The organism is Rufibacter soli (assembly GCF_054781795.1).
Window position 1 is genome coordinate 2,337,408 of sequence record NZ_BAAGTS010000002.1, and the last position, 22,988, is coordinate 2,360,395.

Genomic DNA, 22,988 nt, shown 5'->3' on the forward strand with positions numbered 1-22,988 from the left:
TATTTCTTTTCGTTTCAACCCCACCCTACAGGGTATGGGTCAGGGTGCGGTAGGCGCTGGACCCGTTCTTGTTCACGGCCTTCACCCGCACGTAATAGGTCTGGCCGGGGGTCAATCCGTAGAAATAAGTATAGGTAGAAGGCAGCTTGAAATTCTGCATCAACCGGCTAGGGTCGGGGTAAAAGGTTCCCGCGCTTACGAATTGAGTGAAGGCGGCATCGGTGGCCAAATCAATCCTCCACTCCCTTATCAACTGCAAGTCCTGCAACGTGTAGCCCACGCCGTTCAACTCTTTCGTAGGCATCCTGAACCCAAAAGAGGTACTGGTATTGTTCAGCACCATCAACTCAGGCGGCTGTGGGGCCGGGCCTGCATCGGCGTCAAAGTCCACCAGCGAATACATCAGATCCGCATCGTTGTGCGTGTTCTCATGTCCGAAAATGACAAAGTTTTTTTTCGGCCCCAATACCACTACACATTGATATCCCAAAGCCGGGTTACCGCCCGTTTCCCCGTTCCAGTTGTAATAAAACAGCTCAGAGGGCGGCAAGGTGTTATTTATAAACATCTCCCAGGTGATACCCCGGATATGGCTTATAAACTTGGTGCCCCGGTCCTGGTACATAAAGCCCGCCGTGCCGTCTAAATCACGGTACAGGTGAATAACCGTAGGCGCGTCAAACAGCGGCGTGTCATGGGTGAAGGCGGTTTCGGCCCACGTAACCCCACCGTCCGTAGACTTGAACCCTACCACCGTGGCCCCTTGGTCAAAGCGCAAAAGGGCCATTACCCTGTTTTGGCCCATGTGCAGGACCTGGATTTCAGAGAACCCGCTTCTTTCGTGGATTTTATGGAACGTCCACGTCTGGAAATAGTCGGTGGTCTTGATGCACCAGCCCCGGCCCGGCGAACCTGCCGTATAGCCGAACTGGAAGAACCCTATAAGGTACTCCCCCGGCGCATCCCCCTTGGTGATGGGGCCGAACGTGCTGCAAGACTGCGTGACCTCTGGCACGTTGTTGGCGCCGGGGTCGGTGAACAGGTATCTTCTAGAGCCCCAATTCAGGTTATCATCATTGGCAATCCTTAAGAAAGGCTCGGCATTCCCCGGTGTTTCCGGGGCGGTAGAAATATACCGTATGGCCACGGGGCTTTTAGAGGAGAAATACACATACTTCCCGTTGTCCATCGCGCCGCCGTAGCAGTCACTTAAATCGCGGTCAGGCTCGGTGTCAATGGTGGTTTTTTCAGAGAACGTATCCGTACTAGGGTAATAATGAAATTGCATCGTGTCACCCTTGTACATGTGGGCGTAGGAGTGCGAACCGTCCGGCTCCGTCTGGCTGATACCTTCTCTACAGATGTAGGTGATCCTATCCGCCCCGGTCTGCATGGCAAACCCGAAGGCGGTATACCTCTCCGTCTGCTGCTGCGAATAGGGCACCACGCGCACGTTTTTCGTAAAGTCACCTCCTATGGGCGCGGGCGGTTGGGAAAGGGTCGCGCTCTGGCCCTTTCCTAGCAGGCTTATAATAGTGCTTCTCATACCGTGATAGATGGGTATTTAGCCAGTAACTCGTCTACGATAGACTGTATTTCTACCTCGCTTATGCCCTCTTTCAGTAGCCTATGCTCCGCTAACATATAATGGGCAGACAGTCCGGTGGCCTCGTATAGATTGATAGCCCACGTACTCTCCAAAGCCTCAATCTGACCTTCTTTCACCTTGGTCTTGTTCACGAATATCTTACCCGTAGCCGTGGCTCCTTCCAGCGCCCCGAACTGGTGTACCATGACCATCCACTTGTTCAGGGTAATATCAGATTCGGCTTCCAGCACGGTATTGGCGCCCCCCATAATGTAGGGTTTCAGGCCGTTTATCCCGTACGCAACCGGGTTGGATTGCTGCATATACCGGTAAGCCCCCGCCGTTAGGTGTTTGCATACCGTGATGATGGTCATGGGCTTAATGGCCTGCTCCCCGGTGTTCCAATGCAGTTTATCTCCCGGTCTGATTTCAATGGCTTGGTAACCATCTAAGGCGTTTGGTACTACCTTTGCCCCCGTTCCGCTTGGGTCTACCACCAAGTCCGTGAACTCCGTAGAGGTGGCCGTTTTGTTGTTGATGGAAACTATCACCCTATCCGCCCCGGTGCCTGTAGTGGTGATATTGGCGTCCTCCATGGTGTAATCAGAGTAGTAGCGGCGGGACTCAATCCCCCCCGCTGGCGGGTTCTCCGTGGCTTCGGTGGAAGTGCGGGTAAAGGTCATGGCGGTCTCCGCGTTCTGCGCGTCCTTGGCCTTCAGGGTGATGGTGGAAGAACCCGGCGTATTGTAGTTTATCACCAGATTGTCCGCGTCTATGCCCGCCGTGATGGCCGTGGGGTTGGAGGAGGTGACGGTGTAGGTCAGCGCCCCACCCTCTGGGTCGGTGAACTTCCCGGCCAAAGGGATGCTCTCGGTCTCACCCTCGCCCATGGAGGCGTTGGCGATCTGCTGCGCAATAACCGGTGCCCCGTTCGTGGCCGGTGGCTCGGTGGTCGTGGTGGTGCTGTAGTCACTCAGTAGCTTCAGGGTCACCCCATCCCAGGCCAGGCCCACCAGCGTGCAGGAGTTCGCGGCGGGGTTCACCGGAACGGAGGCCCCGTTAATGGTCAGCGTGCGGCTGCCCGTGGCGTCCTGGTAAAAGAACAGGGTGGCGTGGGCGGGCACGGTGTCGGCGGAATAGGCCAGGTTGATGTTGCCGGAAGCGGTGAGCTTGGCCGTGGTTCCCTCAGAGCTAGACCATGCAGGATTCAACCCGGAAAGGTTTTTCAAAGCCGGGTTAATGGCCTGGTAAACCGCATCGCTGCTTGCCGGGTTGCTGCTACCCTCCGTCACCACATTATCTATAAGCAATATCTCCAGCGTGGCATCCGTGCCCGTCAGGCTGGCGCCGGGGAAGTCAAAGGAGGTGAGCACGTCCACCAGGTAGTGGTCCCCGTCCACCACCTGCGTCACGGCGGGGAAAGCGGCAGAGGGCTTGTAGCTCACCCACCCGTTCCTGGTATTGTTGGTCTTGTAGAGGGCCTTCAGGTTACCCTTCCAGCTTTGGTTGGCCAGCGTCAGGGTGGCGCCGTTGTAGTGGATAATGCTCAGGCCGGTTTGTAGGATTGCCATTATGCGAGGATGTTAAGGGTTCCGTTGGTGAATGTCTTATGGTAGGTGGTGCCGTTGTAGACGATGCCGCAGACCTGCCCGATGTAGGGCGCGTTGAAGTCCACCTGCCCAATGGCCGTGCCTCCCGCGTAGAGCTCCATGACCGCCGGGAAGGGATCGCCGCCCGGCTGCGGCGCGTTGAACTTGAAGACCACCCCGGCCTGGGCCGTAAGCGTCACCCCCTCTGCTTGCTGTCCCGTAGTCAAAGAGGAGTTGTAGGTCGGTTCCCCCGCCGGTTGGGTCAGGGTCACCGACTTGGAGAAGGTGGCCCCTGTGCTGTCTTTCACGCCCACGCTGTAGGTGCCAGAAGCCAGCCCCGAAAAGGTGCCGGAGCCCTGGTAGGCCCCGCCGTTCAGGTTGTAGGTATAAGGGCCAGTCCCGCCGCTGCCCGTGGCGGTGATGGAACCGTTGGTGCCGCCGTTGGTGCTCACGTTACTCTGGGTGGTGGAAACGGAAAGGCCAGGGGCAGGAACCGCTTCCCCTATAGAGGCATCAATGAGGGCCTGAATCCAGGCCTTGAGGGTGGCCACCTGTAGTTTCTTATTCTTCTTGGCCGGGTCCGGCTCCGAGAAATCCACCACCTCTATCAGGTCATCATCTGCCAGGTTCAGCAGTTCCGGTAATTCGCTTATGCTTAGGTCTTCCATTATACTCGCTCCAGGGTTCTAAATGCTCCGTTCTCTAATTTGCGTTTTCCCCTTGCCTCCAGCACGCGGTACACGCGGGGCCCCAGCGGGGTCACCAGCTCCAGCAGGGTGCCGGTATGGGTGGCCATCCGAAGGTCCATGCTCAGGCCGCCCCACATGAACAGCCGGCCTCCGTCGTAAGGCTCCTGGATGGTGTTGAAGTAGCTCACCACCCCCTCCAGGGAACCGCGCAGCAGGTGCGAGGGGCGCGAGTAGTTGTAGGCGATATTGGCGGCCAGTAAATTCGCCAGGTTGTTGCTGCCCCCCTGCCCCTTGAGGTGCCAGCCGGTGGACTGCTTCCCGGCCACGGCCAGGTAATTGCCGTGCACCAGCCGGAAGTTGGCGGTGGGCTGCGTGTCGGTGAAGTAGACCTCCCGCACCGGGGGCGAGAAGCTGTAACGTTTGGGGTTGGTGACCGTGACGGTGTTCTCCTCATAGGGGTACACGCCCTGGGGCAAGGCCTGCAGCCGCGCCCCGTACAGGCGGAAGTCGGCCAGATCCACGTTATTGGAGGCCTCCAGGACCTCCAGCCGGTAGTTGCCGTCCGCCGGTACGCCCGGTATAATCAACTCAAAGGCGTCCTTGGCGGGCTGGTCGTTCACGTGGAAGGCGTACTCCCCCGCGCTCTGCCAGCCCAGGTTGGTGTAGGTGTGGGTGCCGTCGGTCAGGCGGAAATATAAAATAGGGTCGCTCAGGGTATCGGGCACCGCCTCCACCTTGTAGCTCAGTTTCACATACAGGGTGGTATCCATCTCGTAGGCCAGCGGAAAAGACGGGCTTACCCATCTATTGGCCGCCCCCTGGTCGATGGGCGTGGGCCCCTGGAAGGAGACAGACCGCTTGTCCTTGCCCTCCACCGCGTGGGCGTAGGGTACCGGGGTATTGTCTGGGCCTAGGGCGACCCAGCCTTTCAGCAGGCCGCTGCCTGTGAAGTCCACGGGCCGCAGGTCGCCGCCGGGCACCAGGTTCTCCAGTATCTGCAGCTCCGAGCGCACCACCGTGTGCTTGTAGGCGGGGATGATCTCCCGCTGCTGGGTGCCGCCGATCCACTGCAGGCCGCCCGTGTTGGGCAGGGCCGTGGCGATGACGGGGCTTACTAATTGGTAGGATTCGAAGGCGCGGTCCTTGGTGTAGGTCACCGCCCAGACCGTCCCCCGCTTGGCGTCCACGCACTCCACGTAAAAGCGCCCGTTCGCCTGGTAGATGCGAGCCCCGAAGGTCTCCAGCACCTGCCGCAGGGCGGTCTCGCAGTCCACGGGCAGCCCCTTGGCGTCCAGGAAGGCGGAAGTAGGCAGCTCCACCTGAAAAAGCGGGTCAGAGACAATGGGGTTCGGGTCTTGCAGGTCGGTGGTCTCCACCATGGAATCCTCGTACACGTCCACCAGGCTCACCAGCGGCAGGCCCAGGTCCAGCCGGTCCAGGCAGTCGAAGATCACGTCCAGGGCGCGGCGTTCCCCGGTGAAGGGGTTCCCGTTCGGGTCGGTGTACGGGTAATGCTTGAGTGTTCCCAGCCCGTCGGAGGCCGTCACCTGCACCTCGTAGGGGGGGGCGATGAACGGCTCGTTGTACACGTCCGGCAGGATGAAGCCCCGCCAGAACAGTTCTCCCCCAGAGGTGATGTCCACCCGGTGCTCCCGCTCGTCGGCGGAGTAGAAGCCCAGGAACTGGGACGCCCTTTCCGAAAGCAGCGACAGGGTGCACTTGGATTCCGCGATGGCCTCGTATTTATCGGGGCTAGGGTCCGGGTAGTCGATGACCACCGGGGAGCCGCCCCCGCAGATGTCCTCCGGGGTGCCTTCGTAGTTGCGCTGGTGGATGGCCAGCCCCAGGGGCCGGGCGTCCACGTCATCAAAGGCCAGCACGTGCCTCGGGCCGTAGGTCTCGGCCACCCGCACCACGTAGGACAGGGAGGCCGTGCACCAGTATTCGGCTTCGTACAGCGGGTTCTCGTCCCGCACCTGCAGCGTTCCCGCGCCCGCGTAGGCGGCCAGGGTGGGGCTTTGCTGCCACAGTTCCCCGTCCACGCTCCAGCGCAGGTAGGGGCTGGAAGAGTTGGCGGTGCCGGTCACCGTGCCCAGGCCGTAGATGCCGGGGGCCGGGGTGGTCACCACCGACGTGATGGAAAGGTCGCAGACCGGGCGCACCACGCAGTCCACCTGTACCCCCTCTAAGTTAGGGGAGACGGATTCCAGGTCGGCTTTGTCGCGCGCGAACAGCGTGTAGGTTCCGTTGGGCACGCCGGTGAAGGTGACGTAGCCCGCGCCTATGATGTCCTGGTACTTGGGCGGGTTGCTCACCAGGTGGACGCGGGTGTTCTCGGCGTCCGATTCCACCAGCACGGTGATGACCCCGCCGCTCAGGGCGCAGGTCACGCTTTCCAGGGTCAGCAGCATGGTCGCCATTACCTGCCGGCCACGTATGCCTGCTTGCGCAGGACGCCCACTAAATCGGTTCCCTTGATGGTCCAGGTGATCTCCTGAGACTGCGCGTTCCCTGGCCCCTGGAAGGTGCTGCGGGAGGAAGGGGGGGAGTAGGAAGAGATTCTTCCCGTGCCCCCTCCGGTACCTATCCCGCTGGTTCCTTTGGCGCTGATACTCTTGACTATCCCGCCCAAAGCAACCAGGGCCACCCCGGCGGCAATGGCGGTCACGGGGTTGCTGAACAGGGTATCTAAGGCGAGTTTACCCACCCCGAGGGCAATCAACTGCTGCCCAAACTGAGACATAAAGTCCCCTATGATGCCTAATATCCCCTTAAAGAAGGATTCCAGGCCCCCAAAAGAGCCGGTGAACACGTCCCCCAGGGTTTCCCCCAGGTAGATCAGGCTTTCAACGGCCATCCCCTGCAGGGCTAGGGCCAATTCTTCCCCCGTGGCGTACATCCTCCCAGCAAATTCCCTTGCACGGGTTTCCGCATCGCTTAAAGGCAGGTCATAGGACTGGGTTTGGGGGGCATTCTCTTGGGTGATTTTCTCAGGGGGGAAGTCTTTCATTTCCTCCCGTGCTTTCTTGATCTCCTCGGTAACCCTGGTGAAGGAATCCGCCAAAAGATCTATCCCCTCTCTGGAATCAAAGGCCTTTAGCATCTCCAACTCTGCCCGGAAATTCTGCACGGCGGCGGAACCGGGCTTGAAACCGGCCTGGATAAGTTCTTTGATGCCCCCGTCCAGGGTGCCGATGCGCTGCCCCACGTAGTCGTAGGACTTACCCAGGGCCTCGGCATACAGCTTGTTCAGGCTTAGTTCCTCGTTCAGGTCCTGTAAAACCTTCTGTTGGTTGCGCTGGGCGTCCCCTAACTCCTGGTATTTCTGGATTTCGGCCTCTTTGGCGGCTATCTGGGCGTTGATGCCCTCAATTTCCCCCGCTGAGGTAGCGGTCAGTTGGTCTTCCTTTAGGTTAGAGAGGTCTTTCTGCAGGTTGGTCAGGATGCCGAAGGCGGCTACCTGCTCAGAGGTGGCGTTCTTGGCGGCCTGGCCTACCGAATTATAGGTTTCCTTCAAGGTGTTGAGCTTCCCGTTCACCGTTTCATAGGCGGTCAGGAGTTTCACCAGTTCCTTGTTCAGGTCCCCCGACATGAAGGCGTTGTTGGCAATGGCAGGGGAGTTTAATTGGCCCTGCACCCTGGCAATTTCCTTGGTGATGTTCTGCAGGGCCTGTTCCAGCGGGGTCTTTTTGGCGTCAAAGGCCGAATCCAGTGCGGCCTGCACGTCCCACCCGGCCTCCTTTGCCTGCGCGGAAAGGGCCTTGAACTCGGTGGCCAGGGCTTCGGCATAGGAGGAAACGGCTTTGGAGGCTCCTTCTTTGGCTAACTGTTCATTGGAGGCGATGGCCTTGCGGGCCCCTTCCACCAAATCGGCCAGGGCACCCACGAAGAAGTTCAGGGGGCCGCTGGTGCCGTCCCCTATGGTTTTGAAAAGGTTGGTAAACGTGTCGCCCAGGTTGCTGATCCTTCCCCCCAACGTACCGGAGATACCCGCCATGGCCCCGGAAACACCTTCCGCCTCCCCTAGGGAGAGCACGTAGGCTTTGATGGCGCTGTCGGTTTTCTGTACCTCGGTGGTGACCCCCTTGAAGGTGAAGGCGACCTTATCCCCCTGGGCCTTGGCGGTGACCCCGAACTCCTTGAGGCGCTCAAATTCGCCCGTCAAGGCGTCCAGCATGGCCTCGGTGAGCTGGTCAAAGTCTTTCCCGGTGGAGGCGGCCAGGTCCCCTAACTTGATAATCTCGTCGGAGGTGGGCTTAATGCCCCGGTTCGCCAGCTTGACGAAGGATTCAGACAGTTGCTCCACGCTGAAGGGCGTCTTGGCGGCAATGTCCTGTATCATGAGCATGGCGTTCTGGGCCGCGCTCTGGCTTCCTAGCGTATTGGTGAGCACCGCCTCCATCTTCTGGAAGTTGGCGGTGGTGTTGATGATCTCCCGCCCGATGTTGAGCAGGGCGTCCACGGAGAAGGCGGCAACCATGGCCACCCCTACCCCCTTGGCGATATTGCCCAGGCTGTTGAAGCCCTTGCCCATATCTGAGGTGCCCCTTTCAACACTACCCGATGTTCGCTTTACATCGCCCTCAAAGCCCCTGACAGAGGAAGAGGCCTGTTTCAGGCCCCGGTCCAGGTCGGAAATCTCTGCTCCAATAACGACGTTCAGCTCACTAATATTCATTCGCTTATGGGTTTCTGAAAGGTGATCTCCCTTCCTAGTCTCTTGCTTATGCGCTGCCTAAAAGCCTCTATCTCCTCAGCGGTGGTGTGCTTGGGCCTCGGGTCGATCTCTGCCAGGGGCATGACGTGCGCCGGGGTTTTCCAGGACCGCTGCGGGTTCCAGGCAGTGGCGTTGATGGTCCAGGTCAGAAAGCGGGTATGCTCGAACTCATACTCCCGCCGTACCTGCCACCCCTCGTACATCTCCCAGAACTCCCCCCAGCTCAGGTCCCAAAGCTCCCAGGGTTTGAGGTTCAGTTGCCCGAACCCGATCCTGCGGACCAAGGCCCAGTCTAGGCTGCGCTCAGGCTGCTCTCCTCCGGCTTTGGGCTGTCGTTTGGGCTTGGGGCTTCCTCCTTCTTCACGATGAGGTGGGTGATGTTGCGCCAGGCGGCGGCGTCCAGCACGTCCAAAAGGTCGCCCACGTCTTCCAGACTAAGATCAAAGGGCAGTTTCTCTACCCGATGTCCCTCTTTCAGGGCGGAATAAAGCAGGTGGCGTAAGGTGGCAGGGGTGACTTTCTGCTCTGCGAACCGGTTGGTTAGCTTGCCTTCCTCGTTCTCATAGATGGCGAACAGGTCATTGTAGCCTTTAAGCTCGCAGCCCTCCAGCTCACAGAAGACCTGCGTCTGGTTAAGGGAAAAGCGGATGGGGTATTTCACCCCCTCCACCGTGATGTGCCCAAACCCTCTAGTGGTATTCATAAGGTTACACTACAGGGGTTTTGGTCAAAGGACCTGTTCCTCTCAATGAGGTAGTCCACGTTTGGGTGTCCGTCTGGGAAGTGCTTGCGCCTAGCCCGTTATGGAAGGCACTACCGGCGTACAGGAAGCTGCCGATACGCATGCTTACCTCCACGTTGTCAGGGCTGATGAAGTCATCAAAGGCGTCGTGGAAAGTGTAATTCGTGGCGGCGTCTGCCTCGGTGGCCTCCCGTAGAAGCGCGTCCAGGCTCATGGTCCAGGACTTGCGGCCCTTGCTGAACTCAGCCCATCCACCGGAAGCGGCACAAACCGCGTCCAACTCCTCAGCCGTAAGGTCTAAGGTGGCTGTTTGCTGACACCCTACCACAACACCGTTTTTAGTAAGGACAATGTCCTGCGCGGTCAATACATTTACTGCCATTTCTTTATTCTTTTAGGTGGTTACTGTTTCAAATACTATGTCCCTGAATCTCAACAGGCGGCGGAAGACGATGAAGTCATTCTCCTGCTCAGTCAATGGGGTGCTCAGTTCCAGCACGTGGCTGGTGACCTTGAACCCCTCCAACTCGTTGCCTGGGAAGGTCTTCAAGGGGGCCAAGGCCTTTATAACCTGCTTTGCCATGTCATTCACCTCGCTCGTCTTGGCCAGGTTGCCCTGGTAGGCTTGCACGACCTCCACCAGAATGGTGCACTCAGCAGAGGGACACGAACCGGTGTTTCGCTCGGCCACCGTCTGCTGGCTCAGGAACACATAGGGCCGGGTGGCGTTGCTCGGGATGAAGTCCGCGTACACCTGCGCGTAGACCGGCCCAGCCGTGAACACTTGGTTCCTCAGCAGGGCTAGGTAGGCGGTTCTCAGGGTCTGTTGCGGGTCCTCTGTCATGGGGTGTTCAGTATGCGTCTAAGGTTCTCCAGGAACCGCTGCCTCTCGGCCTCGGCGGCAGGGTACAGGTAAGGCTTGGCGCGGCTGCGGAAGGTGCCGAACTCCACGAAGGGGGCGTATTCCACATTGGTCCCCACGGTGCGGTTCCACCTGCCGTATTCCTGCCGGACAATGGAGCTTCTGAGCCGGTTGGTCTTCACTGACTTGTTGATGGTCAGGTTCTTTTTGGCTCCGCTTTCCACCATGAGGGCGGCGCGGTCCAGCTCGTTGGCAATGGCCCCTAGCTTCTGCAGCCGGAACTTCCCTATCTGGGCAATGGCTTTCTCCATGCCTTTGAGTTGCAGCTTCATCTAGATGCTGTCTATGGCCGTAATCAGAAGCTCGGTCTGGCGGTTGTCCACGTCCTCCACGCTTTTGATGGTGAGCCTTTTGTTCTCCCACAGGATGAGCATGTCCTCCGTGGGGGTGAAGTCGCTTTGGTACCTCATGGTGACCTCGTAGGGCTTGCCGTTCAGGATCTGCCCTGCCTGCAGGCCGCGTACCCCGCGCATGGGGGTGACCTTGGCCCAGAAGGGCTTTGAGTCTCCCTCGGTGCCGGTGATGTCCCCTTTCAGGTCCACCTCTCCCACGGTCTGGGAGGTGAAGACAATGCGCTCGGTCATTCTGCCGGTCCGCATTAGAATAGGACCTTCGCCCGGTAAGGGTTGAGCAGGGCTTTGGCATCCTGCGGCAGCTCTGCCACGATGGTGCCTATGACCGTGTTCTCCCGGTTGTTGTAGAGTTCCAGGGCCGTCTTCAGGATGGCCAGTTGGATAGGGGCCGGCACTTTGCTTTCCTCAAATCCTGCGGTATAGGTGACGGTATATTCCTCCTCAAAGGCGGCGGGGTCTGCATAGGCCCCGAAATACCCGTAGTCCTCCTTGAAGGTGTTGTTCACGCTCATGCCCTTCAGGTACTCAGCGTACCAGAGGGAGCCGAACTGGTCCAATGAAACCGCGTTCCCTTCCGCGTCTTCTGCTGCCGTTACCTTGATGTTAGGCCCATAGGGAAGCCGGTCAGGCCCTTGCCAACCCGTGCGGGAGGTCTTCACCTGCAGGGTCTTGGGGCCCAGGGAAAGGCCCGCGTACTGCTCACACCACTGCCGGGCCGCCGTTACCAGCGTGGACAGCAGAATCCCCTCAGCCCCGGCCATGTCCGCGTCTATCTTGCAATAGGAGGCGGCCAGTTCCAGGGAAACGGGTTCTTGCGCGGGTGTTAAGTCAGTCAGGACCGTTACTTCCATCACTTGGTCTTTCTAGGGGCTTTTTCTTCCTTGGTAGCGCGTTTCGCTCCCGGCTTGTCTTCTTTCTGGTCCACGGTTTCTTCTGGGAGTGCGGCGACATAGCCTTTGGCGGTTAGTTCTTTGAGCCGTTCGGCGGTCAGGGTCACCACGTTGGTGGCCTGGTCCTTCGGGTCGTGGGTGGTCCCTTTCACCTTGTCATGGAACCGTTTCAATACCTGGGCCCTCATTTCTTGGGCTTGGTTTTGGTGTTCCTGAGCGCGGTCATGTCGGTGCCTTCCTTCGGGGCATCGGCAGGGGTTTTCTCATCGATGATGTCCACCAGGCCGGCCTTCTTCAGGTCCTGGGCAAGCTGTCCCTCCACATTGGCGGTCTGCCCGGTTTCCAGGAGCCCGTAGGAGCCCGCGATGGTTGCTTTTGCTTTTATCTTCATAGGGGTAGGAATTTGAGCCGGGCGAAGGTGATGGACCTTATTTAACTGGAATGCCTACCAGACCCTACCCTTTAGCAATTCAACTCAGATTAAGCGGCGGCCAGAGCAGTCTTGGCGGCGGCGAAGGTGCCTTTCACGAAAGAGGCCGGGCGGATGCTGGCAAGGCCCAGACGCTCCTCAATCACGATGGTCACCATGTTGCGGATAGCATTGTCTCTGTCCTGGTCGTAGAAGCGCACGTTCAGGGCTTTTCTGTCGTACAGCTCGGCCCCGTTGCGGAAGTCCCCTATCAGGAAGCTACCGGCGGTGATGGAATCCGACACGATGATCGGCAGGCCCCACACGCGCGGGATGCTGTTCTCGTTGGTGAAGTTGGAGTACAGATAGGCACCCTGGGTGTCTTTGGCCATCTCCAGGATTGCCACGTCCACCGGGTTCAGCATCACGGCAGAGGCAGAATAACGGCCTACACGGATCTGGGCCATGGCGGCACGGAGCACGTCCACGTTGTTGGCGTTGGCCACGGTGCCCATACCCGTAGGGCGGGCGAAGGCGGCAGCGTCCAAGGTGATACCGCGCAGGTTGGTGGCGGTGCCGTCCCCGTACAGGATCTGGGTATCTTCCACCAAGCGCAGGTCCTCAGCGCCACGGGTGGTGATGTAGTTGGTGATGAACGGAACGTCCTCGATCATCTCCTCAGAGATGCGGATATGGCCCGCAATCTTCTGCACGTTGGTAGTCTGGTATGATAAATCATAGTCTACCTGCGGCTTCAGGGCACCTTCTGCCACGGTGGCGAACGCTCCCTCTCCGCCGTTCTCACGCACGTAGGCGATTACCGGGGAATTGGTCGGGCGCACGGTCAGGAAGTCGCGCACGTGGTTGTAATAGGCCTGGCGGTTGATGATACCGGGCTGCACGTTGGGCTGGATCACCCCGGCACCTACGTTAGTGCCTAACAGCATGTCACCCACGGCTTTCATGTCGAACTCCAGGTCCACGGAACGCTTCTGGCGCAACAAGTCGCGGTTGGCTTCCATGCCTTTGGCCAGCAAGTCACCTAATGACTCGCTTTTCTCACCGCCGAAACCGCCGGTTTTCTTGATCTGCGTCTGTAGCTCGTCAAAGCTCTTCTGTGACAGCTCACGCTCCTTCTGCAGGGCGTTGGCTAACTCACTTTTCAGGGCGGCGTCAATGGCCTTCCCTTTTTCTTCCACGGCCAATAGAGTCTGCTCATTCGCTTTCTCTACCATCTGCTTGATGTCCTTGCCGAGGGTCTCTAATTGTTCTTTTACTTCCATTTTAGGCTAGTTTTAGTCCTTTTTTGAATGAATTGATTAACTCAAGGTCGCTCGGCTCGGCAACGGGGGGAGTGGGTAGGTCCGGCTCTCCCTTTTCGAGTGATGTCAACAGTGTTTCTATGGATTTCAGGCGCACGTCAGAGTAGCCCACGTTGTACATTTTCGTGAGCCAGTCTAGTACTTCCTTCGTGTCTTTCAGGGATTTGAGTTCTGCCAACGGGGTCAGGGGGTTGGCGCCCCAGGCGGTGAGGGTGGAATACTCCCACAGCTTGTACTCGGTGATGATGCGGGTGTCTGAGGGGTCGCGCTTCATGACGTTGAAGCCGATGGAGTGCTCCAGGGTCTTGCCGTGGTCGGCGTACAGCTTGTAATCCTCGTAGGCGTCGCGGCCTATCTCTTTCTTTAGGTTCAGCTTGGAGCGCATCAATAGCCCCACCTCGTCCTGCGAGCCTTCCAGGGGCACCCCCAAGAGGAGCTTGCTGTCATGGTTGAGGAAGTGCTTTACCCGCTTGAAGTTCTCGTTGAGGGTCTTGGTGAAGGCCCCCTTTTGGCTAATGTCGCCGTCTGAGTCCTCATTCCCGAAGGCGTTGACATAGATGGACACTACGCCCGTTTCGTCTATGTCCTTCACCGCATAATCAAGGGATTTGTATTGAATCATTCGCGCGCGTTTTTGCCTGTTATTACTAACAAAATTGCAAAATCGCTTGCCTTAAAGCTATACTTTATGTAACTTGTAATATCATATTGATATTGATACTTTTATGAGCGACAAAAAGAGCCAATTCCCCCCAATGATAGCGCCCTTTACCCTTGCCCCAGAGTTGCGAAAACACGTGGACCAACGGCTTCAGGAACTAGGCATGAAGCAGGGTGAATTTATGAGGTATCTGATATTGGAAGACAAGCGGAACACCACTAAAGAAAAAGCAGCATGAGGACAGCTAAATACATTGCCCTTGCCTTACAGGTGGTCACCATGGCTGTGGGTATTTACACTGGTAATGATGGGTATATAGCCGGTAGTTACAGCTTCTGCGCGGCGGTCTTGGTTCTCACAGGGTTGGAGAGGCAAGCAGACAAGCCGGTAAAGATCAGTTTCAATAGCTCACCATTGGAACCCTTGGACAAAGACCGGTATAGGAAGAAATGAAGCCCCGAAAGAAGCCTAGCTACGAGCAGGTGGAAGCCGAGCGGGACGCCGCCCTGGCCGAGTTGACACGGGTCAGGCGCATCCTGGAGGTGCTAGGGGCAGACGCCTCCTTTGAGAAGCTCCAAGGCAACCCCGCGAAGATGGACGCCCTGCACAAGGCAGAAGAGGGCACCGAGTACCATGTGGACAATGAAAGGCAGTATAAACTATTCGACTAATGACGGCACACGGCAAGTTCAAGAAACACAGTTGGTTTATTGGGATAGTGAGAAGATTCCAATGGGTTGGATTTATTATTTCCACTGATAACGCAATAACAAGCAACGATTACCTATTGATGGAATTTCGCTTTCTGTGGCTAAGGTGCTGGTATACCTACGAGTTAAACAAAGCCTAACCCTTCTCCTTCAGGTGCTGCTCCACCCGCTCATTGGCAGCGGTGAGCCTATCCACGGCCTCTGTGAGGCGCTGGAAGGTGGCAGTACACACGCGAAGGTCCGCGGCGCAGGTGGACAGCACCGTCTGCACCGTGCCTAGCTGGGAGTACCGCAGGCGCTTCTCCTCCTCGGTCTCGGCTATGTCCCCTAGGGCCTCCGTGATGGTGGCCAGGTAGGCCTCAATGCGGGCCATCTGCTCCCGTGCCTTCTCCATGTCGGGTAGGTTGCACCACCGCTCAAACGCCTCCCGGTCAAATTCCCCGTGCTCAGTTTCTTGCATGGGGCAAAAGTAAAGGATAAACCGTAAAGAAATAACAATGGATAACCAACCTCCCATACCTCCAACAAAACCTATCCCTCCTCAGGGCAGGATTATCAAAGAGTATGACCCAAGGCCTTTGCTTTATTTCTGCTTTGGGGGGCCGGTAGTGGTAATTGCTGTAATTGCCATATTTCACCTCTTAACCAATAACAACGTTATGAAAGCAGATGAAGCAGTAATGTTAGCTCAAGAAGCCACTAAGAAAGCTAACCTAATCCATGAAAAGAACTTGGAATCGCTTTTCCCAATTATCAAAGAAGCGGCTGAGAAAGGTTCTTTGACGGTAACTATAGATGAAAGGATAGATGACTTTATAGTAAAGAGGTTGAAAGGACTTGGATATACCGTTACCTTTGGCTCACAGTATAATGAAGGATATACCGTTATTTCGTGGGGTAATGTACCAATACCTAGAGGCCCGCTAAGAAACTAACATGAAGAAAGACCGCCGCGACTGGCAAGACGCCGACCACGCCGGGGAGCGCCTGAAGCGCAACCTCACCATCGGGGCCGTGGTGCTCGCAATAGTCGCCGCGTGGAAGCTCGGGGAATGGCTCTGGGAAAGGATTTTTTAGTAACTTGGGAGATGCCACAATTCAGAATCAAGAAATACCCGAAGGGCTATGTGGTGGAAGTGGAGAGGGAACGGGGGCGGTTCTTCAAGAAAAAGTATTGGGAGCACTACATAGCCGTTTCCGGTATTGACGCCTTGCCTTGGTATCATTCCAGCTTTGAGGCGGCAATGTCTAACCTGCTCTTTGAGGTGAAGAGGCACACGCTGGAGAACTCCTAAAAGCAAAGCCCCAGCCGTAGCCGGGGCCTGAGCCACAAGCTCTTAACGCTCCCTAAGCGTGGTGGGTGCTGACCGCTAACCCGTAGCCGCAAAGCACAGATAGTTCTACCTCCTTCCTAAAGTGAAACATGGTAGAAGATAGCAAAAAAGGAGCGATTATTCAAGTAATACTTTAAGTAAATTACTCCACCACCTCCAGCACGTTGCCGCTGAAATCCACCTTCGCCGTCACGCTGTTGAGCACCTTCCCCCCGTAGGCGTTGGTGCCCCGGAACTTGGTAGTCACCAGCAGATAATCCCCTTTGTCCAGATAGCTGGTCTCCTCATGCTCGTAGCTGGAGGGGTCGTGCATGTTCTTCTTGATGAGCTTCTCCAGGTTGCGGTGGGCACCCGACCAACTGCTGAACTGCTTCTTGATGAGTTCCTCGCTGTTCTGCCTGGTGGTGGGGCTTCTATCCGGCACCACATCCCCCACGGTGGTATCCACGGCTAAGGCCTGGGCCAACAGCGCATCCTCTGCCGCCTTGATGCTGTCCCGTTGGTGGGCGGTTAGCTTAGGGTCATAGAACCCGTTGGCCGCCGAGGGCTTGAAGCCTGGGTCTGGGTTCAGGTGCCGCGAAAGGGACAGTAGGCCGCCGATGATAAGAACGGCGAAGAGGGTCAATACCCACGTCTTTGTGTACCACTTCTTTGTCTCCATGTCTTTGGGGTTAGGTTACCGCCAAATATAGGAAATTACTTTGATTCGTAGATTTGGGTGCAGCGGCACTGGATTACCTGGGCGGCGCTGCCTTGTGGGTCCCCTGGGTACTGTAACTCTTCCCCCCCTACCTTGAACGGCTTGTCGAGATCCACCATCTGCCCGTCTGCGGAAGCGTGGTCGGGCCTAGTCCTGTTCCCACGGGTGGCCAGCCATACCTTGTTGAGGCTTAATCCCGTGCTCTGGGCCCCTAGGAGGCTGCCCTGGTTGCTGCTGGAGATGATCTCAGTCCTCGCGATGACCGTAGCCCGTTGGGCATTGATCACCTCGAACTCATCCTTCATCAGCTTCACCGTATTGGGGATGCTCAGGCCGTCCCCCGCCGCCTTCTCCAGCACGTTCCTTACCTTCTTGAGGGTGGTCTCGGTGATGTTGACGATGCGCTCCCCGGCCTTCTCCAAGGCAAAGGTGCGCATGAACCGGGTCCAGACGCTCTCCTCGGCGCTAGCCTTGGTCTCGTAGTCGGTCTCGTGCCCCTTTAGGCCCGCGTACTGCTCCTTGGCGAACGCTACCCCCACGAGCACATAGACCTCCACCATGGCCTCCTGGATGGGCTGCTTGGATAGGGCCTTCTCCCAGTCTTTCCCCTGCTCCACGGCCAGGATGACCGGGGCTATCTGCTTGGTGAGGGCAGAGAGGAAGATGGTGTGGGCGCGGTCAAAGAAGGTGTCCCGCTTGCGGTCCGTGGCCTTCCAGAGATAGGCTTTCTGTTCCTCGGTTCTCATGCGTCTAAAGGCATCCGTTTAACCTCAGCCCGTTTATATTTCAAGGGACTGCACATAAAGCAAGAGCATGGTTTCCCGCTTGTTCTATAAGCGTGAAATTTGCCCTCCTCATTATGAAGGTTTAGGTTCACAAGCCTACGCTTATATTTCAACATCTTGACTTCATGCCTTCTCGCTCTGTCCATAGCTAATTCCTTTGGTATTTCTTTCGTTTGGGCATCCTGAGCAGCCCCGGCTTCTGCTTCCAGCGGTAATACTCCTCAATGTAGAGGCACTCGCGGGGCTTCCCGATCACGTCCCGGTAGTGGAACATGACGCCAAAGCCCACGGAGAAGGTGGCAGGGCGTGGGTCTTTCTCGGTATAGGGCAGGTACTCACAGGGGTCAAAGCGCATACATAAAGATACGCTATTCCCCGTAATCGCTTATCCCGGCGGCCTTCAGGCGCTTTACCTCTTCCTCTATGTCGGTGGGGCGGGTCAGGTCGTTCAGGTCACGGATAGGCACCAGGTTGTTGGGCACCATGTACACGTCCATGGCGGCGTCCTCCGGGTTGCCGGTGACCTTCTGCTTGTCTATCACCTTCACCCACCAGGAGGCGGCCATGATCTCGGCCAGTTCCTTCTTGTTCTCCTGCAGCACGTCAATGCCGCTCACGTCATAGTCCAGGTACAGGTCCTCCCCGTAGCGTTTGGTGAGCCAGGCGTTCAGCCCGTCCCTCCACCTAGCCCGGCGGGGGATGGCGCAGTTGGTGTACACCCGCTTGTCCGCCGCGTCCAGGTTGTTGTAGGTGCTGCTCTCGTTATCGTTGAGCAGTTGGCTAGGGAAACCGTCATAGACGTTGCAGAGCTGCCTAAAGGAGTGCAGCATCCCCTCCAGCGTGGCCAGCTCCACCGGGCTAAGGCCCAGGTCAATCTTGCCGAGCTGCTTGGAGTGGAACACCACCTGCCCGGTCCGGCCTACCCCGTTCTTCTGCTTCCACGTGCGGTCCAGATCCTGGGCCTGCGTCTGCGTCCATTGGGCGTCCGCGCTGTCGGTGGCGTAGACAATAGCCTTCACCCCCTGGTTCTTGTAGGCCGCGTTCATGCTCATGGTGCCGTCGTTGGAGAGGCTCACCTGCCTAGCCGCCGCCTTTAAAGGGCTCATGCCGTACAGGTCCTGGCCGGCCCCGGAGTGCGGGTTGAAGTTGCGGAAGTGCAGCACCTCCTCCTTGGGGATGCCCTTGTAGTTCTCGTTGTCGAAGATGTACTTATAGCCCTTGATGGGCTGCATGGGGCCACCGGAGACGATCTGCACCATATCGGCCTTGAGTACGTTCAACTCCACCGCCTTGCCTTTGTTGGGGCCGTTCTCCAGCCACGGGGCGTAGATGTAGGCGTTCCCCACGGTGTCCTCATAGATGGAGAGCGCCCGTAGGTCCAGGGTGTTCACCAGGTCCAGCAGCGGGTGCTCCTGCACGATGTCCCAATCGTCTGCCCCCTTCTTGCGGTAGAGCTTCCAGGGGATACTTGCCTGCAGGGTGGCCCGGTAGTTCACGATGCTGTACACGTCGGCGTTGAAGGCGAACCCGTTCTGCAGGTAGGAGGTGTGGCTGTCCTCCATGTACACGGGCATGTCCACGCCCAGGTAGCGGTACAGCTCCCGGTCAAAGAGGTTCAGCCCCATGGTGGAGGCGGCTTTCTGGATAAGGGGGAAGTCATAGCCCTTGGAGAAGGGGTTGATGGTCTTGAGTACTTGGGTCAGGGTCATATGGAGAAGTGTTCTTGTTTAGTGGTAAGCATTAAATCAGTCAGCGCCCACACGAGCGCGTCTACCCTGTCCGGGCTTTTCTCGCCTTCCTTCGCGGCCCAGGTGGTCATCTGCAGCTCCAGCTTGGCCAGGCTCTTGTAGTGTTTCACCTTCCCCTGCTCATAGAGGGCCACCACGGGTTCCGCGCGGGTGACCTTGCCCCGGCTGGCGTGGACGCTCTTGTAGGAGATGGTGCGGTCTGCGTTTCTAAGGATGGTCTCCACCATGTCGCCGCCGTTGTTAACCTCGGCCACGATGCGGTCCGCCTGGTGTGCCCTGTAGGCCTGTATGGCCATGCCCGCCATGACGTTGGGGCTATACTTGCCAGATACATCTTCCAGCACATAGGCAATACCCTCAAAGTCGATGCCGGCCACGATGATGCCGGTCTCGTCGCTGTCTTTGTTGGCGGTCACGGCGGGGTCCACGGCCACCACTATGCGCTTGAGGGGCGGCAGGGAGTGCACCCGGTTGCGCTCAATCAGGGCGAACTTCCAGAGGGCGTTCTCCTCATCATCATCTGCCCAATGGCCCAGCACGACATGGTTGTATTTCTTGAGGTTGGTGAGCCTGAGCTTTTCCACCTCTTCTAAAAAGGATTGGTCAAGGTTCTCAATGTTATCCTTGTAACTGGTATGGATGTAGGTGACACCATCTACCACGCCATTGAACCCATCGGGTATTTTGTTTGGCTCAAAGAATCGTTTGTAAATCCAGTGGTGTTTCTTGGCAGGGTTAAGCAGGAGGATAACACGGTTGTGCACCCCCTTCTGCCGGATGGATAGGTTTATTTTGTCAAAGGTCTCCTCATCTGGGATCTCTTCACTTTCATCATTAACCCAGGCTGTAACGCCTTGTATACTTTTCAGGGCAGCGGTTTGCACACCTGAGCTGGTCTTGATGCCTTTGAAGATTATGGAACTATTAGTGGTCTTGTTGACTACCTCATCATTGGTGATCTCAAATTTATCCCCGGCCTTGAAGCGGTCAATCTTATCGTTGAACTCCGGGATAATGGAAGTTTTGGCACTGGTGAGGGTGTAGCGGGTGAAAAGCACTTTCTGCCCTTCCTCAAACGTCAAAAGGGTAAGGAAACTCCCTACCCCGAAACTCTTACCCGAACCTCTGCCCCCGGTGACTATGAAGAAGCGTGTGTCTCCATTGAAAAGGGGGGCGTACACCTTCTTGAGTGTAACCATCTATTCAAACTTTACCAAGTCCCTCAGGTTAAATGATTCCCCTTTTGTAGTTAGGTCTGTCTCTGTCTTATCCTTCCAACCCATGTTCTTCAGGGCAAAGATGGCGCCCGTGGGGCTTTGCATGTGAAGGGCTTTCTCATAACCGTGCTCTACCCTTGCGCGGCCCTTTTTTATTATGTACGAAAACTCTTCCCGCTTCTCATAGTCATCCAAAGAGGCCCGGCTGCCAAAACCAAGGTAAAGGGCTAACCCAGTAATAGTAGCGGGTTCAGGAAGCCTATCCCAAACCTTCTCTTTCCTTTTGCTTTTCTTACCGGTCTTTGGGTCTTTTACCTCAACTTCCACTTCATGCCACTCCCCCTCTATATACACAAAGTACCCGTCCACAGCTTCCATTAGCTGTTCAGGGGTGTCATAATGGGGCGGCCTACCTCCATTATTGCCTACTGCGTACCTGTTCTCTTTCGGTGCTGCCATGGTTTCATTCTCCTGCCGGGGCGGGTGGTGGGGTTAGGTTAGAACCGGAGCACTCTGCACTTCTCTTATCCTTTCGTAGTAGGGGGCCATGGCGTTCTCTCCCACCAATTCCCGAACAATGGATTTCCACGCTTTCAGTTCTTCGTCTTTCCGCAGCAGGATGGCCTTATATTCATTCTTGCGGGCAGCGATATTCTTAATCTGGGTGTGTTGGTCGCTGCTGCCGGAAAGCAGCAGTAGGGCGGTCTTGAGCTTAACCTGCACCGCCTTTACGTCATACAAGGGGGTAGCCGCCAGCTCTTTAGCCAGGTACTCCGCCACTTCATCAAAACCTTCTGCCGAATATAAGCTCATATCACTTTGTTGTCTTAATGGGTTCCCCTGCCCCCTCCTTCCCGTTGCCAAGCAAAATGAACTCACCCGGTGGGATAAGGATACAGCAGCGGGTCGGTCAGGGGTCCTACGGGGTCAGAAGGCCGTCTGCCTTTCTGGTTGGTGGTTGTAAGTACTGTCACGCACCCACAACCTCCTTGGTCTTACCTTATGCCAAGGGTCGCTGCCACTACGGGCTAGCTGCCTTCAGTCCAAGCCTGAATTGTCTAACTGGGGGAATCGAACCCACGCCACCTACTGAGGTAGGTTACACGTTTCCCTAGCCTAGTTCTCACGTAGGTTAGGTGTGTGTCGCCAGGGGTCACCTAGCCGCTCTACCACTGAGCTACAATCAGATGTTAGGTCGGGCGTCTCCCTTCCTGTTGTGACCGGGGGCAGCGCGAACCACCCCCGGCCTGACTCTATGCTGTTCCGATGGTAAGCAGTTGAGTACATTATACCCCTTATGCGCTTGAATCAGAGGCGGGAGCATTAAATTAACGCTTGAACTAAAGGCAAGTAAGTTACACAATATTACCGTTATATCCAAGTATATGTTACCTGAGACCCGCCTTTTATTTCCGTTAGGGCAAAGGGCCTATATTCCGGAGTTATGGGGCGTTAGGCCTATGCGGTCAGTTCCTCCACCTCGGATTCACCTAATGCATCTAACAGGTTATCGGGGTATTTGCCGAATTTGGTGTAATAGGCACCCATATCGTTAACAGAACACCTTTGGTTTGTCATTACATCTTTGTCATCAAGCAAATGCATTACTATTTCACCTTCTTCATATTTGGCATCAATAGAATCCTGCCATTCTTTGCAGCCCTCATATAAATCTTGCATAGTGTCAACAGTTGCTCTTTCCTGTTGCATGACTATCTCTTGGGTGTCTCTTTCTTTCCCTGTGATAAAAATATGTACTCTCATAAATCATTAGGTTAATTGTACTTCATGCCCCTTTAATTTGCTGTGGGCATACCCGCGTTTATGTGCCTTTTGTCCATTCCATGTCTTTCCGCAATCGAGACATTTAGCACCCGCGACAAGTGGTAGTTTTTCCATTAGGTTTTATTTGTTGAATGTGCCATTAGCAATATCATCTTCAATGGTGCGCGGTGAAAGGCGGGGTGATAACTCCCTTCATCCAACACTTGGAGCATTCCCCCTTAAATCTTCTTATTTCTTCCCATGGCGTGGATTCTAAGCATGATTCGCATTGCGAGTTCATATATAGGGATGATGCACTTTCTCCAACTGTATTAAGCATGGGTGCTTGCCCTTTTGCCATGTCATAAGCCCGGATGACCTTTGTTTTCACGTCATCTGCAATTGGCTTATCCACTGCCAGATATAGGGCTTTCAAGGCGTCAAGCATTTCGTTTTCAGCCTTGGCAAATTCAGATACTTTAATTGTCTCTTCCATTTTTATCTAGTGGTTAATTTCCTCTTCTTATCCTTTTCCATGCACATTTTACATTTCTCATAAGGATCTAACCCTCTTTCAGGCTTTTGTAGCCACCCTCTTGTTTGATTCATACATAGGCTAAAGTAGTAACCAGAACCTTCGTCATGGGTGAAGTAGTGGGCCTTGTTTTTTACCCCATTCCAACTCCATCCTTCATCTTTAAGCCTTGCGTTTTCAGCCAATTCCTTCAACTCGTTTATCTGACACTTATGCCTGAACGCCTCACATCTATCAGTACAAACTGGACATCTATCGGTAGTAAATTCGGATACGCATTCCCCCATCGCTATTCTTTCTGTATTATCCATTT

Annotated in this window: 33 protein-coding genes and 1 tRNA gene; 6 read left to right on the forward strand and 28 right to left on the reverse strand. The window is 56.2% G+C overall.

The features are described from left to right. Window positions 1-25: 25 nt before the first annotated feature. Genes ACYVJQ_RS11690 through ACYVJQ_RS11705 form a run of 4 tightly spaced genes read right to left on the reverse strand, consistent with a single transcriptional unit; the run spans window position 26 to window position 5,413 of the window. Window positions 26-1,546 (reverse strand): hypothetical protein, encoded by a 1,521-nt coding sequence (locus ACYVJQ_RS11690; protein WP_460893255.1) that lies wholly within the window; start codon window positions 1,544-1,546, stop codon window positions 26-28. Then, window positions 1,543-3,159: an Ig-like domain-containing protein gene (locus ACYVJQ_RS11695; protein WP_460893256.1), complete on the reverse strand. Its 1,617-nt coding sequence runs from the start codon at window positions 3,157-3,159 to the stop codon at window positions 1,543-1,545. Before ACYVJQ_RS11695 ends, ACYVJQ_RS11690 begins: the two co-directional genes overlap by 4 nt. Continuing rightward, on the reverse strand, window positions 3,159-3,845 hold the full coding sequence (locus ACYVJQ_RS11700; RefSeq protein ID WP_460893257.1) for a SprB repeat-containing protein: 687 nt from the start codon (window positions 3,843-3,845) through the stop codon (window positions 3,159-3,161). The genes ACYVJQ_RS11695 and ACYVJQ_RS11700 overlap by 1 nt, the downstream gene beginning before the upstream one ends. Next, window positions 3,845-5,413 (reverse strand): hypothetical protein, encoded by a 1,569-nt coding sequence (locus ACYVJQ_RS11705; RefSeq protein ID WP_460893258.1) that lies wholly within the window; start codon window positions 5,411-5,413, stop codon window positions 3,845-3,847. The genes ACYVJQ_RS11700 and ACYVJQ_RS11705 overlap by 1 nt, the downstream gene beginning before the upstream one ends. A 333-nt stretch (window positions 5,414-5,746) precedes the next feature. Here ACYVJQ_RS11705 and ACYVJQ_RS11710 point away from each other — a divergent pair, with 333 nt between their 5' ends. Next, entirely contained in the window at window positions 5,747-6,055 is a 309-nt protein-coding gene (locus ACYVJQ_RS11710) for a hypothetical protein (RefSeq protein WP_460893259.1), read from the forward strand. A 230-nt stretch (window positions 6,056-6,285) separates the two neighbouring features. Here ACYVJQ_RS11710 and ACYVJQ_RS11715 read toward each other — a convergent pair whose 3' ends face one another. The 12 genes from ACYVJQ_RS11715 to ACYVJQ_RS11770 all read right to left on the reverse strand — a co-directional run bounded on the left by ACYVJQ_RS11715 (window position 6,286) and on the right by ACYVJQ_RS11770 (window position 13,843). Next, window positions 6,286-8,544: a tape measure protein gene (locus ACYVJQ_RS11715; protein WP_460893260.1), complete on the reverse strand. Its 2,259-nt coding sequence runs from the start codon at window positions 8,542-8,544 to the stop codon at window positions 6,286-6,288. Further along, a complete protein-coding gene (locus ACYVJQ_RS11720; protein ID WP_460893261.1) occupies window positions 8,541-8,867 on the reverse strand; it encodes a hypothetical protein in 327 nt (108 codons plus the stop codon). Before ACYVJQ_RS11720 ends, ACYVJQ_RS11715 begins: the two co-directional genes overlap by 4 nt. 8 nt (window positions 8,868-8,875) lie before the next feature. Then, window positions 8,876-9,286, reverse strand: a complete 411-nt coding sequence (locus ACYVJQ_RS11725; RefSeq protein ID WP_460893262.1) for a hypothetical protein — start codon at window positions 9,284-9,286, stop codon at window positions 8,876-8,878. A 4-nt stretch (window positions 9,287-9,290) separates the two neighbouring features. Continuing rightward, entirely contained in the window at window positions 9,291-9,707 is a 417-nt protein-coding gene (locus tag ACYVJQ_RS11730; RefSeq protein ID WP_460893263.1) for a phage tail tube protein, read from the reverse strand. Between the two features lie 12 nt (window positions 9,708-9,719). Next, on the reverse strand, window positions 9,720-10,169 hold the full coding sequence (locus tag ACYVJQ_RS11735; RefSeq protein WP_460893264.1) for a hypothetical protein: 450 nt from the start codon (window positions 10,167-10,169) through the stop codon (window positions 9,720-9,722). Further along, entirely contained in the window at window positions 10,166-10,519 is a 354-nt protein-coding gene (locus ACYVJQ_RS11740; RefSeq protein WP_460893265.1) for an HK97 gp10 family phage protein, read from the reverse strand. The genes ACYVJQ_RS11735 and ACYVJQ_RS11740 overlap by 4 nt, the downstream gene beginning before the upstream one ends. After that, on the reverse strand, window positions 10,520-10,846 hold the full coding sequence (locus ACYVJQ_RS11745; protein ID WP_460893266.1) for a phage head closure protein: 327 nt from the start codon (window positions 10,844-10,846) through the stop codon (window positions 10,520-10,522). It abuts the gene before it with no gap. After that, a complete protein-coding gene (locus tag ACYVJQ_RS11750; RefSeq protein WP_460893267.1) occupies window positions 10,846-11,451 on the reverse strand; it encodes a head-tail connector protein in 606 nt (201 codons plus the stop codon). The genes ACYVJQ_RS11745 and ACYVJQ_RS11750 overlap by 1 nt, the downstream gene beginning before the upstream one ends. Next, window positions 11,451-11,678: a hypothetical protein gene (locus ACYVJQ_RS11755; protein ID WP_460893268.1), complete on the reverse strand. Its 228-nt coding sequence runs from the start codon at window positions 11,676-11,678 to the stop codon at window positions 11,451-11,453. The genes ACYVJQ_RS11750 and ACYVJQ_RS11755 overlap by 1 nt, the downstream gene beginning before the upstream one ends. Continuing rightward, window positions 11,675-11,881: a hypothetical protein gene (locus tag ACYVJQ_RS11760; RefSeq protein ID WP_460893269.1), complete on the reverse strand. Its 207-nt coding sequence runs from the start codon at window positions 11,879-11,881 to the stop codon at window positions 11,675-11,677. The genes ACYVJQ_RS11755 and ACYVJQ_RS11760 overlap by 4 nt, the downstream gene beginning before the upstream one ends. A gap of 89 nt (window positions 11,882-11,970) precedes the next feature. Continuing rightward, window positions 11,971-13,182 carry a phage major capsid protein gene (locus ACYVJQ_RS11765; RefSeq protein ID WP_460893270.1) on the reverse strand — a complete coding sequence of 404 codons (1,212 nt, stop codon included), beginning with the start codon at window positions 13,180-13,182 and terminating at the stop codon, window positions 11,971-11,973. A gap of 1 nt (window position 13,183) precedes the next feature. Next, window positions 13,184-13,843 (reverse strand): HK97 family phage prohead protease, encoded by a 660-nt coding sequence (locus ACYVJQ_RS11770; RefSeq protein WP_460893271.1) that lies wholly within the window; start codon window positions 13,841-13,843, stop codon window positions 13,184-13,186. 273 nt (window positions 13,844-14,116) lie between these two features. On the opposite strand from ACYVJQ_RS11770, the gene ACYVJQ_RS11775 reads away from it, so the two are divergent. Beyond that, a complete protein-coding gene (locus ACYVJQ_RS11775; protein WP_460893272.1) occupies window positions 14,117-14,335 on the forward strand; it encodes a hypothetical protein in 219 nt (72 codons plus the stop codon). Next, window positions 14,332-14,553, forward strand: coding sequence for a hypothetical protein (locus tag ACYVJQ_RS11780; RefSeq protein WP_460893273.1), 222 nt, complete (start codon window positions 14,332-14,334; stop codon window positions 14,551-14,553). The genes ACYVJQ_RS11775 and ACYVJQ_RS11780 overlap by 4 nt, the downstream gene beginning before the upstream one ends. Before the next feature lie 175 nt (window positions 14,554-14,728). Here ACYVJQ_RS11780 and ACYVJQ_RS11785 read toward each other — a convergent pair whose 3' ends face one another. Then, the gene (locus ACYVJQ_RS11785) at window positions 14,729-15,052 is read right to left on the reverse strand and encodes a hypothetical protein (RefSeq protein ID WP_460893274.1); all 324 of its coding nucleotides are present in this window, start codon (window positions 15,050-15,052) and stop codon (window positions 14,729-14,731) included. Window positions 15,053-15,089: 37 nt separating this feature from the next. Here ACYVJQ_RS11785 and ACYVJQ_RS11790 point away from each other — a divergent pair, with 37 nt between their 5' ends. From ACYVJQ_RS11790 to ACYVJQ_RS11800, 3 genes are read left to right on the forward strand one after another with little or no spacing between them, the layout of a single operon-like run. After that, the gene (locus tag ACYVJQ_RS11790; RefSeq protein ID WP_460893275.1) at window positions 15,090-15,527 is read left to right on the forward strand and encodes a hypothetical protein; all 438 of its coding nucleotides are present in this window, start codon (window positions 15,090-15,092) and stop codon (window positions 15,525-15,527) included. A gap of 1 nt (window position 15,528) precedes the next feature. Further along, window positions 15,529-15,669: a hypothetical protein gene (locus ACYVJQ_RS11795; protein ID WP_460893276.1), complete on the forward strand. Its 141-nt coding sequence runs from the start codon at window positions 15,529-15,531 to the stop codon at window positions 15,667-15,669. An 11-nt stretch (window positions 15,670-15,680) separates the two neighbouring features. Next, the gene (locus tag ACYVJQ_RS11800) at window positions 15,681-15,887 is read left to right on the forward strand and encodes a hypothetical protein (RefSeq protein WP_460893277.1); all 207 of its coding nucleotides are present in this window, start codon (window positions 15,681-15,683) and stop codon (window positions 15,885-15,887) included. Between the two features lie 181 nt (window positions 15,888-16,068). On the opposite strand, the gene ACYVJQ_RS11805 is transcribed toward ACYVJQ_RS11800, so the two are convergent. From ACYVJQ_RS11805 to ACYVJQ_RS11855, 11 genes are all read right to left on the reverse strand, one after another. Further along, window positions 16,069-16,587 (reverse strand): hypothetical protein, encoded by a 519-nt coding sequence (locus tag ACYVJQ_RS11805; protein WP_460893278.1) that lies wholly within the window; start codon window positions 16,585-16,587, stop codon window positions 16,069-16,071. 35 nt (window positions 16,588-16,622) lie between these two features. Further along, window positions 16,623-17,372 carry a phage minor head protein gene (locus ACYVJQ_RS11810; RefSeq protein WP_460893279.1) on the reverse strand — a complete coding sequence of 250 codons (750 nt, stop codon included), beginning with the start codon at window positions 17,370-17,372 and terminating at the stop codon, window positions 16,623-16,625. Window positions 17,373-17,559: 187 nt separating this feature from the next. Further along, window positions 17,560-17,766, reverse strand: a complete 207-nt coding sequence (locus ACYVJQ_RS11815; protein ID WP_460893280.1) for a hypothetical protein — start codon at window positions 17,764-17,766, stop codon at window positions 17,560-17,562. 13 nt (window positions 17,767-17,779) lie between these two features. Further along, window positions 17,780-19,120, reverse strand: a complete 1,341-nt coding sequence (locus tag ACYVJQ_RS11820; RefSeq protein ID WP_460893281.1) for a phage portal protein — start codon at window positions 19,118-19,120, stop codon at window positions 17,780-17,782. Continuing rightward, on the reverse strand, window positions 19,117-20,358 hold the full coding sequence (locus tag ACYVJQ_RS11825) for a phage terminase large subunit (RefSeq protein WP_460893282.1): 1,242 nt from the start codon (window positions 20,356-20,358) through the stop codon (window positions 19,117-19,119). The genes ACYVJQ_RS11820 and ACYVJQ_RS11825 overlap by 4 nt, the downstream gene beginning before the upstream one ends. Further along, window positions 20,359-20,835 carry a terminase small subunit gene (locus tag ACYVJQ_RS11830; RefSeq protein WP_460893283.1) on the reverse strand — a complete coding sequence of 159 codons (477 nt, stop codon included), beginning with the start codon at window positions 20,833-20,835 and terminating at the stop codon, window positions 20,359-20,361. A 33-nt stretch (window positions 20,836-20,868) separates the two neighbouring features. After that, on the reverse strand, window positions 20,869-21,189 hold the full coding sequence (locus ACYVJQ_RS11835) for a hypothetical protein (protein WP_460893284.1): 321 nt from the start codon (window positions 21,187-21,189) through the stop codon (window positions 20,869-20,871). A gap of 244 nt (window positions 21,190-21,433) precedes the next feature. After that, a tRNA-OTHER gene (locus ACYVJQ_RS11840) sits at window positions 21,434-21,563 on the reverse strand. A 271-nt stretch (window positions 21,564-21,834) separates the two neighbouring features. After that, a complete protein-coding gene (locus ACYVJQ_RS11845) occupies window positions 21,835-22,140 on the reverse strand; it encodes a hypothetical protein (protein ID WP_460893285.1) in 306 nt (101 codons plus the stop codon). 175 nt (window positions 22,141-22,315) lie between these two features. Then, window positions 22,316-22,636, reverse strand: coding sequence for a hypothetical protein (locus tag ACYVJQ_RS11850; protein WP_460893286.1), 321 nt, complete (start codon window positions 22,634-22,636; stop codon window positions 22,316-22,318). A gap of 2 nt (window positions 22,637-22,638) precedes the next feature. Next, window positions 22,639-22,986 (reverse strand): hypothetical protein, encoded by a 348-nt coding sequence (locus ACYVJQ_RS11855; protein WP_460893287.1) that lies wholly within the window; start codon window positions 22,984-22,986, stop codon window positions 22,639-22,641. Between the last annotated feature and the right edge of the window lie 2 nt (window positions 22,987-22,988).